Below are 14183 nucleotides of genomic sequence, written 5' to 3'. Positions count from 1 at the left end.
CCCCACCACGATGCGGGCGTTGCTTCGACCGGTTGACGCCAACTTCGCCTTCCATACTTTTTCTGGAGACATCAGGTGCCGAACTCCGTCTATCCGCAGACTCTGCCGCATCTCTTAGAATTGGCGGGAGAAAAAGAGGGACGAGGAATTACCTTTGTCGACGGGCCACGGCTGTCCTACAGCGGGCTGCTGGAGCCCGCCCGGCGCCTGCTGCGCGGGCTGCGTGCCCAAGGCAGGTCACCCGGTGACCGGGTGCTGATCGTGGCCGACGAGCCAGAGGCACTCCTCCCCGCCTTCTGGGGAGCGGTGCTCGGCGGTTTCGTGCCCTGCCCGGTCGTGCCGGTCCGCGGTGACACCAGCCGCTGGCGCGCGCAGCTCGAACACCTCAACCGACTGCTCGACGGGCCGCTGGTGGTGGCGTCCAAGGGCGCATATGCCGAGCTGCCCCACATCGACGGGCTGCGCACCGCGCAGCTCGCGGAGCTGGGCGCTTACGAGCCAGACGACCAGATCCACCGACCGCGGCCCGACGACCTGGCGCTGCTGATGCTGACCTCCGGATCCACCGGGCTGTCGAAGGCGGTGCGCATCACTCACGGCAATCTGCTGTCCGCGCTGGCGGGCAAGGCCGAAGCTCTGGCGTTCACCGCTGCCGACACAATGATGAACTGGATCTCCCACGACCACATCGCCGCGTTCGAGGCACATCTGCTGCCGATGTACGCAGAAGCCGATCAGGTGATCGCCGAGCCGGCGGCGGTCCTGGCCGACCCGTCGCGTTTCCTGGAGCTGATCTCGGCGTACCGGGTCACCGTCACTTTCACCCCGAACTTCCTGTTCGGGCAGGTCAATCAGGCCCTTGCCCAGCGGCGGCCGGCCGTGGACTGCGACCTGTCGGCGGTCCGGCGCATCATCTCCGGAGGCGAGGTGATCGTTACCGCCACGGTGCGCCGGTTCCTCGACGTGCTCGCCCCGTATGGGCTGCGCGCGGACGCGATCGTGCCCGCCTTCGGCATGACCGAGACCTGCGCGGGCAGCGTCTTCAACACCGAGTTCGCCTCCGGTGAGGACCGCGAGTTCGCCTCCCTGGGCCGTCCGGTGCGCGGCCTTTCGGTCCGGATCGCCGGTAGCGACGAGACGGTCCTCGCCACCACCGCGGCCCCGAGGCCGGGCCGTTCCGAAGCCGGCGAGGTGCAGTTGCGCGGCCCGATGGTTACCGGCGGCTACTTCGGTGATAGGGCGGCGACAGCGGAGGCATTCACCGCCGACGGCTGGTTCCGGACCGGCGACCTGGGTGTCCTCGACGACGGCCGGCTCAGCCTGACCGGCCGCAGCAAAGATAGCGTCATCGTTAACGGCGTCAACTACTCCAGCCACGAGCTGGAGACGCTGCTGGAAGAGTTGGACGGGGTCACTCGCGGGCAGGTCGCCGCGTTTGCGATCCGCTCGCCGGGTGGCGACAGCGAACAGCTCGCCATCGCGTTCGTCCCCAAGCTCGATGATGACGCGGCGCTGTACCGCACGATCGTGGCGATCCGCAACAGTACCGTGATGCGGTGGGGGTTCCGGCCCTCGCTGATTCTGCCGATTACCGTGATCGATATCCCGCGCGGCAACCTCGGCAAGATCCAACGGTCCCGGCTGCGCCGCGCCGTCGAAGGCGGCCAGCTAGCCGCGTCGATCGCGCGGGTGGAGGAGCTGACCCACCGTTTCCTAGGCGACCCGGTACCGCCCGACGGCGACGCCGAGGCCCGCCTCGTCGAAATCTACGCCCGGGTGCTGGGCGTCGAACCATCGGCGCTCTCGGCGACTGCGAGCTTCTTCGACCTGGGCGGCACTTCACTCGACGTGCTGCGGCTGAAGTTGGAGATCCAACACACCTTCGGCGTGGCCGATGTGCCGGTGGCAGCCATCCTGCAGACCCCCACCGTGCGGGGGCTGGCGCGGCACCTGTCGGGCGGTTCCGGTTCCGGCTACGACCCGCTGGTACCGTTGCAGGTCATCGGGGACGGCACGCCGCTGTTCTGTGTGCATCCCGGGCTCGGCGAGGTGCTGGTATTTGTCAACCTCGCGAAGTACTTCGTCAACGAGCGGCCCTTCTATACGCTGCGGGCTCGCGGCTTCGGCAAGGACGAGACCCACTTCGGCAGCTTCGCCGAGATGGTGGACTGCTATGTGGCGGCGATCCGGCGCACCCAGCCGTATGGCCCGTACGCGGTCGCGGGCTACTCGTACGGCGGCGCGGTCGCCTTCGAAATCGCCAAGGCCATCGAGGCGCAGGGGGAGCAGGTCGCCTTCGTGGGGATCTTCAACCTGCCGCCACGCATCTCCGGCCGGATGAACGAGATCACCTTTGCCGACGGAGCGATCAACCTGGCCCTGTTCTTGTCACTGATCAGCGCGGACGACGTCAAGGAACTGACGCAACGGCTGACGCCGCTGAGCGAGGAGGAGCAACTGGCCTGCCTGATCCGGCAGGCGCCGCCCCGCCGGCTGACCGAACTCGACCTCGACCTGGAAGGCTTCACCACCTGGGTGGCGCTCGCGCAGTCGATGGTCCACCTCGGCCGCGCCTACGAGCCGTCCGGGGCCGTCGAGCAGGTGCGGGTGTTCTACTGCGAACCGCTCAGGGGCACCAAGCAGGACTGGCTCGACCAGCAGTTGCGGGACTGGGACGGCTTCACCCGCCGCCCCAATCGCTACATTGAGGTGGACGGCGAGCACTATACGTTGATGAGCCCCGAGCATGTCCAGACGTTCCAGGCGGCGCTGCGGCGAGAGCTGGCCGACGCGCTCGGCGAAGGAGGAGCTTCGTGATCGAAGGCAAGAAGATACTCATCACTGGCGCCACCGGACAGGTGGCCCGGCCGGTCGCCGAGGCTCTCGCCAAGAACAACGAGGTGTGGTGCCTCGGTCGGTTCGCCGACGTCGACGCCGAGCGCGAGCTGAGCGACCTTGGCGTCCGCACCTGGCGGTGGGACATGGCCGGGCTGGCCGAGGACGGTCTCGACGGTCTTGCCGACGACTTCACCCATGTCATGCACTCAGCCGCTCACCGTGGCGACGGCATCGACTTCGACGCCTCGGTGGAGATCAACGCCGTTGGCGCGGGCCGGCTGATGACGCACTGCCGCCGGGCCGAGGCGTTCCTATATGTCTCCTCTGGCGCGGTTTACGCGGGGCAATCGCCGGAGCATCTGGTCCGGGAGGACGATCCGCTCGGCGGTCAGATGCCGTGGCTGCCGACCTACCCGGTCAGCAAGATCGCCACCGAGGGCGCTGTCCGCGCCTTCGCAGTCACGCTCGACCTGCCGACGACCATCGCGCGGCTCAACGTCGCGTACGGCCCGCACTCGCACGGCGGGATGCCGATCCTGCTGTTCCGGCGGTTGCTGGCCGGGGAGCCGATCGAAGTACCACCGCGGGGACAGAACCTGTGCAGCCCCATCCACACCGACGACGTCGTATGGCAAGTGCCGCTGCTCTGGAAGGCCGCGACCGTTCCGGTGCAAGTGATCAACTGGGCCGGCGATGATGCCGTCGGCATTCAGGACATGCTGACGTACATGGCCGAGCTGGCCGGAATCGAGCCACGGTTCGCCTCCAGCGAGGTCTACCGAGCGACCCACGCTTTCGACAACACCCGGCGGAGGGCGCTTATCGGCCGGTGCGAGGTCGGTTGGCGCGAAGGGCTGCGCAGGACCCTGCGGGCGCACTTCCCCGACCTGGTGAAGGAGGCCGCCGATGCGGTCCAACAGTGACATCATCCGGGCCTCGTACGAGGCGTTTCACCGCCGCGATCATAAGGCCGCGCTAGCGGCCTTCGCCCCCGACATCGAGTGGACCCATCCGGACGGGATGGTCGACTACGGCCTCGGCGGCACCAAGAAGGGGTATGAGGAGATCCTGGCGTTCATGGCTCGGGCAAGGACCGTCTTCAGCGAGCTGCGCCCAGACCCGCAGGAGTTCATAGAGCAGGGCGATCGCGTCGTGGTCTTCGGCGTTCACTACATGTGCGGAGCACGCAGCGGGAGGTCGGGCACGGTGCCGTTCGTCCACTCCTGGCGGTTGGCCCGTGGGTTGGCCACGCACTTCACGGACATTCACGACACTGCCTTGGTGCGCCGGATCGTCGAAGGCGACAAGTCACCCGTCGCTGAGCGTTTGGGTGTGCACGAGATCTGGTAAAGTTGCGCGCTGGTGTAGTGATCAGACTGCTGTGGTCAGGTCGGTGACCTGGTTCCAGGCGGTACAGCGGTCGGTCATCTCGGCGCGGTACTCGGGTGCGGTGGGCTGATGGCGGCGGGGTCGGACGTGCGGTGAGATCGCGCGGAACACCGCCAGGAACTGCTGCGCCTGCCCCGGGGAACGGAAGCCTTGCATGGCACGGCCGCGCTGGCGGGTGGGCTGGTGCGCGGTCTCGACTCGGTTGTTCCGATACGTCGACGGACGGTGCCCCACCGAGGGCATGACCTGCCGGTGGGCAGCCCCGTACCTGCCGAGCGTATCGGTGACCAGCACCCGCGGCACGGCGCACTGCGTCGTCAGCAGCGTCTGCAGGGGAACCGCTGGGCCGCCGTGATGGTGCGCCGGGACGGCACCAGGATGTCCCGCACGGTGCCGTCGTGGTCCACCGCCCGCCACAGGTACCGCCACTCCCCGTTGATCGTCACGGACACCGCGTTCCGATGCCCTGTATCCCCCGGTCGGGCCCTGCGTCGACGCCGGCCGCGGGCGTATGCGGGGCCGAACGTCGCGCACCACTGCCGGACGGTTTCCTGCGAGACGATCACGCCGCGGGCGGGTAGGAGCTCCTCGGCCTCGCGATAGCTGCGTGGGAAGCGGTGGTACAGCCACACGCACTGCGCGATCACCTCGGCCGGGGACCGGTACCCCGTGTACGACGGCGCCCCGCTTTCGTAACCGGTCCCTCCTCGAGGATAAAACGCTTAGAAGATCGTCCCATCTGCCCAGGCGCCACTCACGTTGACAACGCCGTCGCGCCATCGGGCCGACGATCGATCAGGGAGCGGGTGGCCAGTGGAACGGGGAGTGGCGGTCGCGTTGCCGTCACCGACGGCCGGCTGCGGCAGGGCCGCCCGTCGGTTCCGGAGGCCGGGCCTACCGTCGTTGTGACGCTGCCGGGATGTGTTCTGGCTGGTAGGTAGCGATGATCTTACTGAAATCGAACGAGTTCTGCTCGACATAGGTGCATTTAGCCAGGTCCGAGCCGCTGAAATCGGCGCATTCGGGCAGGCGGCCCTGGTTGTAGTCGCGGCTGGCGTCCCAGCCGGAGAGACAGCCGAGATTGTTCGTCCGGGCGAAGTCGACGAGACGACGCATGTGGTCCAGTGTGAAAATCTTGCCGTTGATGTGCCGGCCGAACATGGGGCAGGCGCCGATGCGACGCCAGACCTTCTGCTCGTCCCACCCCGGCCAGGCCGCGGCGATCTGCGTGAACATCCCGTTAAGCGCGATCACGCAGCATTCATAGGCGTCCGGCGGGGAGGTCTGGCCGAACTCCATCAGCATGCCGTTGATCAGGGATGGTTGGATGCCGGCGTCCGCGAGTAGCTGCAGCAGCCGGACTCCGCCGTCGTTGAAGCCGACCAGGCTGCCCGGGGCGCCGTCGACCGGCAGGGTATAGGAGATCTTCAGGGCAGGCTGGGTGGCGAGCACCTGGGAGATGGCTGCGACATGCCGCTCCAGGCCCGGCTGGTTGTGGATGAATCCGCCTTCGAAGTCGAAGTCGAAGTAGGTGGCGCCGTAGTTGGCAAGGATCGCCCGGTAGGTCGCCGCAATGCGGGAGACATCGGTCTCCACGTCCTCGAGGGGAACGTTCGACGCGCCACCGAACGAGAGGATGACCTTTCCGCCATGGGCGGTGAAGGCGTTCATGTCCTCCTTGCCGAAATCACTGGTGGTGGCCTCACCGAGGCTCGGGTATCCGCCCCAGTAGACTTTCTTGTCGCCGCTTGGCTGGGCTACCAGGAAGCCGGTGAAAAACGCGTCGATGCCGGACAGGGAGCCGTATTCGGCGATTTTCGGGTTCGGCCAGGCGGTGTAGTCGACGAAGGGTGCGCGTCGTGCGTCCCAGTCGCCCAGGTCAGGTAGCGGCGCGGTCGTCGTCGCGGAGATCTCCTCGGACAGGTCCGAGCGGTTGCCCGACACATCGACCGCGCGGACTCGCAGACGGTACTCGGTCAGCGAGTTCAGCCGGGAGACCGTGGCGCCGGGGGTTCTGGTCGGCCACGTGTGGGTCTCCCCGCCGGGCGTGCCGTATTCGATCACGTAGGAGGCGACCGCGACGTTGTCGGTGGACGGGTCCCAGGTCAACTGCAGGCTGTGCGGGGCCCAGCCGGTGGCACGCAGTTTCTCTGGCACGGTGGGCGGGTCGTTGTCGACCGGCGGGTTCGCGTCCTGACCATTGACCGTGAAGCCGTTCGGCAGCAGCCCGGGGTCCGTGCCCGCGCCGGGCCCGCCGTTCTGCATCGCAACGGTGAACTCCTGGGAGCTCTGGGCCAGAATGATCTTCCGTTCGGCGACGAACCGGCCCGTGACAGCCTCGACCGGGCGATCGCTTTCCTCAAACACGAGACCATAGTTGTTGCGGATGATCCGGCCCTCGGCGAACGTAAAGGAAATCTCCGGGTCCACCAAGTCCTCGGTGGAGTAGTTGGACACGACGACCGTGAAGTTGGCCCACCATTCACCTCCGCCCGGAACCCATTCCGCCGACGCGAACACGAGACCTTGCGAATTCGACACTGCATTTCCCTTCGGGGGTCCGGGGAACTTCGGATGAGCACCGACGCTAGCCAAAGCTATCTGCCTGCCCGCGGAAACCCCGTTCGACGCGCCCGCCACAGGATTAATCATTGACAGCGAGGGGTCGGTCCCGCATCAGTACGGGCCGGCCGAAACGTGCGATCTGCCACCCGTAGTAAAGGAATATCTACCCGTGTCCGGCGAGGTCGCAAGGTGCCGGCGAAATCAAGTCATCAACGCATAACCGCCATGCGATGCAGGGTCGGAGACCGGGCAGCGACATTCCACTTCAGGCTCGTGACACGGGGCGGTATCAAGTGGTGGAGGCGACACCCGACGCCCGTCTCGTGTCGGGACCCTCAGCAGGAGTTCGAATCGGGCTGTTGGGGTAGGCCAGAAGCCTGCCCGATCACAATCAAGATTACCGAGCCCTCTGCTCCCAGCACGAGGCGGGCGGTGCACTGATCGCTGGAGACAGCCGCACCCACAGCTGACGGCCGCGTCAACCGTAAAAGTCCAGCTCACAGCCCGAAATCCGGATTTTGGAGCCCCACAGGCGGATCGTGGAGGTGCTTACCCGGTGGCCGGGCTTGAGGAGCTCGCCTTGAAGCCGCTGGTAGCCCCGGTCGGCTTCTCGGTCACGAGCCGCTTGATCAGTGTGGCGATCTCCGGGCTGATCGGTGGCCGGCCCATCCGCTGCGGGTGGGTCCATGTCCGTGTGACCAGACGGACCTCGATGTCCTTCGACGCCGACGAACGACCGAGGAGAAGCACCCAGCCACACACCCGCACGAAGATCAGATAGGGCGGGCGTAGGGATATAGTTGACCATCATGCCGGCTGTCGCACTGTCGCATCACCCCAGCTCACGGGCACAAGCCGACTTCTGGCACCCCATACGGACGCCTCGGCGAGCTGCTGGTGGCCGAGGCTGCGGTGGTCATCCCACCGCTGCCTACAGCACGCTCGAGCTTGTTATCCGGCCGCCCCGACACGTCACCCGTAATCCGGACCGGTAGGCAGTCCTGTGAACGCCATGGTCACGGTGTTGACACACTCACCCAGTATCGTCGGCGTCCTGGTCGCCGGCCGTGAGCTGCCCGATCGCGGTGGCGAGCGGGATGAGTTCGTCGTGAACGATCTGAGCTATCAGGTCACGATCCACGCGGAAGTACTCGTGCACCACGATATTGCGCAGCCCAGCGATACTGGCCCACGGTGTTTCGGGGGAACGCAACTTGATCTCGTTCGGCAGTGTCCGTGCCGCTTCGCCGATCACGGCAAGATTGCGCAGGATCGCATCGTAGGCCATGCTCGCAGTGAGTTCGTCACGGTCCGACAACCATTCACGGTAGTGCTGACAGCGTTCGATCGCGGCCAGGATATCCGCAAACCGAGCGCGGGGATCACGGCTCACAGCGGAACGAGGTCAGCGCGAGCCGTCACTGAAACCGGTTCGCGTAGCAACGGTTCCGCCACGACATCCACCCGCACGCCGAGCAGGTTGGTCAGTTCCTCGGCGATCCCGGCCAGCCGCATCAGCGGGTTGCCGCCCGCAGGATCGAGGTCGACCAGTACATCGAGGTCGCTGGTGGCGGTGGCGTCGCCCCGGGCGACCGAGCCGAACAGCCGCGGATTGCGCGCGCTGTACCGATCGAGCACGCCCTGAACCTGCGACCGGTGGCGGGCGATCACCATACGCAGCGCTCGTGTCTCGGTCGTCGGACTGAGCATGAGGTAAGACTACGACACAGCCTGGCGTCCGATGGCTGGTTCTCGACGAGCAGCCACCGCACGTCCTGCGGACGCCGATGTAAGCATAACGCCCCTACCGTGTCCAGATCCGCGACCGGACAGGCGACCTGGGAGAACAAGCTCCGCCATCGGCGCTGAACCCAGCCGTTGACGGGCCTGCGTCAGCCCGCCCGCGACCACCTCACCGCATATGCCCCGTGCACCGCCTGCGGCCACTGGAGCGGTCCCGGTTCCGTGGACAGCGGACCTGAAGCTACTGTCCACGAAAGTGGGAATCCTCCAACATAACGGCAAAAACGGGCCGTTAACAGCATGAGGAGCACACCGGACTTCTGGATCATTAACACGCGAGGTGTCGACTCGTAGTCGATCGACTACCTAAAACGGGCCAGCAGGGTCATCAACCACTACAAACGCCACGGTGACCCCATCCCCATCCACCTACGTATCCAGCACACCGAAAACGGTCAGGGGACCTTCGCGATCATGATTTGGGAATGTAGTACCGGGTACCACGCCGATCACGCCGCCCTGCTCGCCCAGCCGGGTGAGCAGTATCGGGAGCCCATGCGCTGCGACATACTCGTCGACCGCCTGCTGCGCCCCCTTCCACCAGCCGTAATCGTCGACGATCAATACGCCGCTCGGAACCACCCGTGGGTACAGGTGCTCCATCTCATGGAGGGTGGACTCGTACCAGTCGGTGTCCAGGCGAAGCAGAGAAATCTCGTCGGGAGCGTAGCCGGGAACGGTGTCCTCGACCTTGCCCTTGATAAAATGGATCCGGTCCGCCGGATAGCCGACCCGCGCAAGGTTGGCCTTGACGTCGTCGAGCGCAGCGACACACCAGACGGAGTCGGCTCGGGTCGGGTCGGATGCGGCGAGCAGCTCTGCGGCGGTCCGGCCGCTTGGGGCGATGTCCTTCTCCGACGGCGGGGGCATTCCCTCGAAGGTGTCGAAGAGGTACAGGTGGCGCGATGTGTCGCCGAGCTGCAGCAGGGTGCGGGCGGCGGCCATGGTGGATCCCCCCCTCCACACGCCGCACTCGACGAAGTCGCCGGGAATCCCGTTGCGGACGATGTAGCGGATGCCCTGGACGAGAGCGAACACCTTCGCCTGGTTGGTCATCGTGAACGGGGCGGATGCGCGGATCGTGGCCAGAGCTTGGGCGTCTATCCCAGCGGGCGTATCAGGAGCCCGCATGCGGACGATATCATCGCCGGTACGCTGCAACGTCCTGCGCAGCTCCCTCGTGACAATGCCTGCCATCCTCCACCCCCGCATTGCCACCATGCCCTTCGGAGCGCAGTAACCGATAGGTGATATTTTGCATCTTTTACCACAACATGAATGTTCAGGCAACTGAGGAGTAAATAGGTCGAGCGCAAGATAGGGCAAATCGGGCAGAGCGTTCGGTCATTTTCATACGAAACGGTGGCGGCCACGCCGCCCTGATTGCTCTAGGAGCGTGCCGCCACCGCCGCGCGTCATGGTAACCGCATGTCGCGGTGGAGCTTTTCGGAAACCCCTATTGAGACCACTCCGCTGGAGACCGCCGCTCGGCTACGCCATCAAGAGCAACCGCCTGTTCTCGCCGGACACGACCGACGATGACCGTGCCGAGGCAGAGTGGTGGTCCAGGTGGTCGATGACACCGAACTCGACGTTCATGTCGCTTCCTTCTGCGCTAGGGCCCACACCACCATTGGGAAGTCCGGCTCGTTGTCGAGTGAGTGCCGCTCGGGCGCGTATTGTGCCCACTCGGTGAAGTTCGCGACGACACAGGCCCGGTTGCCCCACGATCCGGTGCGGATGGTGTCCAAGGGGAACCCGCATTCCGCGAGCAGATGTTTAAGTCCGAGTTCGGTCCAGCGCGAGCAGTCCACCGGCTGGTCATGAATACGGATCAGGAAGGGTACGGTGATCAGGACGTATCCGCCGGGGTTCACCATCTGATGGATGTTGCGTCCGGCGCGGTAGGGCCACAGCACGTGTTCGAAGACCTGCTCCGCGATCACCAGATCGAACGTCTCGTCGAGGGTCCCCGCACAGACGTCGTAGTCGCTGTAGAAGACCGCTCGATAGGAGCGGAACGCAAACGCGTCTTCCCAGATCGTGCCGGCGATCTCCAGGACCGACAGCCGGCCGGTGTCGAGCGCGCCGATCCACTGGCGCGTTGTCTGGTTCATGACGATGCGACACCACTGGCGGTCGGCGTCGGGCGGCTGGCGGACCAGCTGGGTTGTCTCTGCCATGACTCCTACCGGATGCGACGAAGGAAACCTTTTGGGCACCAAGTGAGCAACAGACTCTCCCGCTCACGCTCGATCACGAAATCGGGGTGTTCGGCCACGAACGTCTCGACTGCCTCGTACGGCCCCGGCCGGGGCCCCATGTCCAGGCCGTGTCCGAGGATTCCGTCCTCCACGACGAAGAAGCCTCCCGGCTTGACCAGTTGGCTGTACAACCGCAGCACGGTGAGGGTGTTGTCGTAGGTGTGCGCGCTGTCCTCGATGACGACAACCCGGGCCTGCGGGTCAAGCAGACTCTCGACCTGGTCGAACAACTCACATGCGTCGCCTTCGACCCAGGTGATGCGCGGATGCTCGCGTACCCGCCGCGGCACCGACTCGTGGGAGAGGTCGACGGCGATGACGCGCCCGTTGTCCATCAGGTCACACAGATGGGCCAAGGCCAGCGTGCTGCCGCCGAACCGGTTGCCGATCTCGATGATGACGTCGGGAGCCTGTTCGTATAACAGCTCCTGGTAGACCCACAGGTCGAGGGGGTTCTTCCAGGCCGGAACGCCGAAGTAGCTGGTTTGCGTGAGGAAGCGCTGCTGCAGCCTCGGCAGGATCTGGCGCAGCGGGACATCCAAGGCCTCCTCCAGATACAGTGGCGGTGGTGGGGGCTGCCGCGCGTATTTCTCCATCGCCCGCCGAGTCGTATCGTCGACCTTGGCTGCGGAGCCTCCGGAGAGGCGAGTGAACGCCTCCTCGCGCATGTCCCACCAGACCTTGTTGATCCGGTACATCGGGTCGTCGTTCGCGCGCGCCTTCGCCATGTCGCAGTTCCATGGCTTCTGCCCCACGTAGTGGAGGTTCTTGATGACGTCCAGGTTCCAGAGCTCGGGGTGCGCCCTGCTGATCCCCTTCGTCGCGTTGTACACGTAGTCCAGAGCGTGCCAGCTGTCGGCGAAGTACTCGTTCAGCAGGTCCTGCTCGGCAAAGTGCATCTGGTTGATTTCACGTTTGTGGATCGCCCCCGTCAGCTCCTTGTACATGGCCGTGGATGGCGTGGCGACGAGCAGCCCGGCGTTAAACCGCCGCAGCTGCTGGGACCTGCCGTGATACGGACAGTGCTCGACTCGGAAGTAGGCCGGGAAGTTGTCGAAGTGCAGAGCATTGCACAGGCGCTGGGGGGCCGCGGCGATGGTCCCCGTGTCTATCGGGACGTCGAAGAGCTCGTCCATGTTGTGCAGCACCAGCATGTCGGCATCCAGCCAGACCAGCCGGTCGTACTCCTCGAAGTTCCACATGGCCAGCTTGGTCCACGAATCGACGAGGTAGGGGAACGCGTAGTCGATGAGCTTGACGGGCGCGGGAAGGATGGGTTTGATCTCGGCGGTATGGCAGTTGTCGAGTGCGGCTATCCGGCGTCTGGCCTCGACGCTGACGGTTGGCGTCAGCATGACGAGAAGGTGATGCCGTGAGTTGACTGTGAGAAGGGAGTACGCGAGTACGACGACACCGTCGACGTACTCGTCATTGGTCACCATGGTGACCCAGGCCCTGCCGTTGTCCGTCTCCCGAGCGGATCGGGTCATCGAGGCGTGTCTCCTTTTCGGAAGCCGGTGGGTCCTCCGCGGTCAACAGCCGTCCGGGGTGACGGCAGAGGAGGGGGTAAGGCCGCTGCTCGGGTGCGTTCGCTCGACGATGTCCTGGATTCCGTTCGGTCACGTCCGGGACGAAGAGCTCTTGGACGTTCGATGCTCCGTCGACGGTGTTGCGCAGATTCGGTTCGGTACCGGTGGATAGATCGTCGATGGCCGCGGTGACCGCCCCCGCGGTCGCTAGCTGGCTTGCTGCATGTCCGCCGATGAACCCAGTGCCGCCGGTTAGCGGAATCTTCACCCACACCCCCGTCCTCCTTCGCGCAGCGCTTTACGCTGTCCATGCACGATCGACACAGGATGCGGCTGCCCGCCGAGAGTTCACCCAGCCGACGATGATCTGAATGTGAAAGGTCCGGCCGATGCTACTCTGACGCAACCGTACCAAACATGTACCATCTGAATCCAAGCAAGTTGTCGAATACTGTGAGTGACATATGTGATCCAAAAACAATGAGTGCTGCGGCTCGGCGCGGGTGCGGGCGTTGTGAACCTGACCGGTAGCGCCCGGCACCCGCGGGCATCTGTGATTGCTGTGGCCTGTGTGTTCGGACATTCCCTGGTACGGACCGGCGTGTTCCGGCAGGTATACCAAGGTTCTTTTAGAGCGCCCGGCGATAGGGGCGTGGATCAAGGAGCGGGGCTGGGGTACGTACATCGCGAGGCGGCGGAGGGAGTCACCCTGGTCCGTGGGGTGTTGACCGACGAGCCGGGGTACCCCGTGCATCGCGCAGCGATGGATGGGGAGCGATGCGGTGAGGTGCGTGCCCCAGCCCCGCGACGCCGCGTCCCTATTGCCGGTCGCTCTTAATCTCTGGGTTCAGGATTCGAGCCCCTGGCCTCGATCTTTCAGATCTTGGAAGCCGATCGATGATCTTCTCTGGTCCCGGTCGTTGATGGTGGAAATCGGGTTTCGGGCAGGCTGAGTGCCCGGCTGTCGTGCGGGTGGGCGCCGGCTCCACGGGCCGGGGGCGGTGCGCGGGTCGTCGGGCGGGAGGGTGCCGGTCAGTGCGGGCGGGCAGGGCCTGGATCCGGTCGAACATGGCGGTGACCTGGGTGGCCCAGGGCCAGGTTCCGGGGATGCGGATCTCGCGGCGGGTGTGCCGGTGGACCTGCGGACGCTGGTCGGTCTGGACCGTCGGGGGCTCGGTCTCGTCGCTCGTCCGGTGCTCGCCGCCGGCGGGGATGCGGCGGGGGCCGGGTCGTGGTGAGCACCGGGCCGGTGAGCGTGGCGCGGGTGAGCCGGCCGGGTCACCCGTTCGATGGCCGTGAGCTGCGCGTGCACGGCCGGATGCGTCGGCACGGCACGCTGGAACTGCTCGTGGAGCTGCCGGACGGCTCGAAGGTGATGGTCCCGGCCGCGTGGACGGACCAGGCCGGGCTGGTGGCCGCCGGGGCCGAGGAGCTGCCGACCGCCGAGCTGACGCTCGGCCGGCTGATCGACCTGCTCGACCTGGCACGGGCTGTGGCCGGGCTGTGGCCGGGCTGTTGCCTCGCGTCGTGTCGGAGAGGGTCGAGACCGATGTTCGGGAGGAAGTTGAGAGGCGTCCACTCCAGGAGGTCCTCAATGCCGAGCCCGTCACGGCCGAGCCGGCCGCAGCCGAGCCCTCCGCTGCCGGGGCTGCCCACGGGCGTCCCCGACGTCGCGGTGCGACTGCCGGTCAAGGCGGTCAAGGCGGTCAAGGCGGCGGTCAGCCTACTGGGCCGGCTGATCGTGGTGTCGGCGCGGCCCACTGCGACGGCGTTGGCGACAGCCGGGGGGGTGTCA

The 14183-nt window shown here is 65.9% G+C and carries 10 protein-coding genes and 3 pseudogenes; 5 read left to right on the top strand and 8 right to left on the bottom strand.

Features of this window, described 5'->3' with window-relative positions:
- The first annotated feature begins 75 nt into the window (after nt 1-75).
- Genes MJ797_RS22700 through MJ797_RS22690 form a run of 3 tightly spaced genes read left to right on the top strand, consistent with a single transcriptional unit; the run spans nt 76 to nt 4188 of the window.
- Nucleotides 76-2817, top strand: coding sequence for a non-ribosomal peptide synthetase (locus MJ797_RS22700; protein WP_239341007.1), 2742 nt, complete (start codon nt 76-78; stop codon nt 2815-2817).
- On the top strand, nt 2814-3761 hold the full coding sequence (locus MJ797_RS22695; RefSeq protein WP_239341005.1) for an NAD(P)-dependent oxidoreductase: 948 nt from the start codon (nt 2814-2816) through the stop codon (nt 3759-3761). The genes MJ797_RS22700 and MJ797_RS22695 overlap by 4 nt, the downstream gene beginning before the upstream one ends.
- Nucleotides 3745-4188 carry a nuclear transport factor 2 family protein gene (locus tag MJ797_RS22690; protein ID WP_239341003.1) on the top strand — a complete coding sequence of 148 codons (444 nt, stop codon included), beginning with the start codon at nt 3745-3747 and terminating at the stop codon, nt 4186-4188. The genes MJ797_RS22695 and MJ797_RS22690 overlap by 17 nt, the downstream gene beginning before the upstream one ends.
- Before the next feature lie 21 nt (nt 4189-4209).
- Here MJ797_RS22690 and MJ797_RS27610 read toward each other — a convergent pair.
- From MJ797_RS27610 to MJ797_RS22650, 8 genes and pseudogenes are all read right to left on the bottom strand, one after another.
- Nucleotides 4210-4874, bottom strand: a pseudogene (locus MJ797_RS27610) (IS6 family transposase).
- Between the two features lie 247 nt (nt 4875-5121).
- Complete coding sequence (locus MJ797_RS22680; protein WP_239341001.1) at nt 5122-6768, bottom strand: fibronectin type III domain-containing protein; 1647 nt, start codon at nt 6766-6768, stop codon at nt 5122-5124.
- A 556-nt stretch (nt 6769-7324) separates the two neighbouring features.
- Nucleotides 7325-7590 (bottom strand): annotated as a pseudogene (locus tag MJ797_RS22675) (transposase); the annotation flags it as partial.
- A 235-nt stretch (nt 7591-7825) separates the two neighbouring features.
- Complete coding sequence (locus MJ797_RS22670; protein ID WP_239340997.1) at nt 7826-8185, bottom strand: DUF86 domain-containing protein; 360 nt, start codon at nt 8183-8185, stop codon at nt 7826-7828.
- Nucleotides 8182-8502, bottom strand: a complete 321-nt coding sequence (locus MJ797_RS22665; RefSeq protein WP_239340995.1) for a nucleotidyltransferase family protein — start codon at nt 8500-8502, stop codon at nt 8182-8184. The genes MJ797_RS22670 and MJ797_RS22665 overlap by 4 nt, the downstream gene beginning before the upstream one ends.
- 462 nt (nt 8503-8964) lie before the next feature.
- Complete coding sequence (locus MJ797_RS22660) at nt 8965-9792, bottom strand: TylF/MycF/NovP-related O-methyltransferase (protein WP_239340992.1); 828 nt, start codon at nt 9790-9792, stop codon at nt 8965-8967.
- A gap of 398 nt (nt 9793-10190) precedes the next feature.
- Nucleotides 10191-10778 carry a methyltransferase domain-containing protein gene (locus MJ797_RS22655; RefSeq protein WP_239340989.1) on the bottom strand — a complete coding sequence of 196 codons (588 nt, stop codon included), beginning with the start codon at nt 10776-10778 and terminating at the stop codon, nt 10191-10193.
- A gap of 5 nt (nt 10779-10783) precedes the next feature.
- Complete coding sequence (locus MJ797_RS22650; protein ID WP_239340986.1) at nt 10784-12349, bottom strand: CmcI family methyltransferase; 1566 nt, start codon at nt 12347-12349, stop codon at nt 10784-10786.
- A gap of 992 nt (nt 12350-13341) precedes the next feature.
- Here MJ797_RS22650 and MJ797_RS22645 point away from each other — a divergent pair.
- Both MJ797_RS22645 and MJ797_RS22640 read left to right on the top strand, forming a co-directional pair.
- A complete protein-coding gene (locus MJ797_RS22645) occupies nt 13342-13626 on the top strand; it encodes a hypothetical protein (RefSeq protein ID WP_239340984.1) in 285 nt (94 codons plus the stop codon).
- 26 nt (nt 13627-13652) lie between these two features.
- Nucleotides 13653-14183, top strand: a pseudogene (locus tag MJ797_RS22640) (hypothetical protein); the annotation flags it as partial.

It is taken from the genome of Protofrankia sp. CiP3 (assembly GCF_917627345.1).
GTDB lineage: Bacteria > Actinomycetota > Actinomycetes > Frankiales > Frankiaceae > Protofrankia.
Note: the sequence above shows the minus strand (reverse complement) of the source record. Positions and strands in the feature narration are given on the sequence as shown.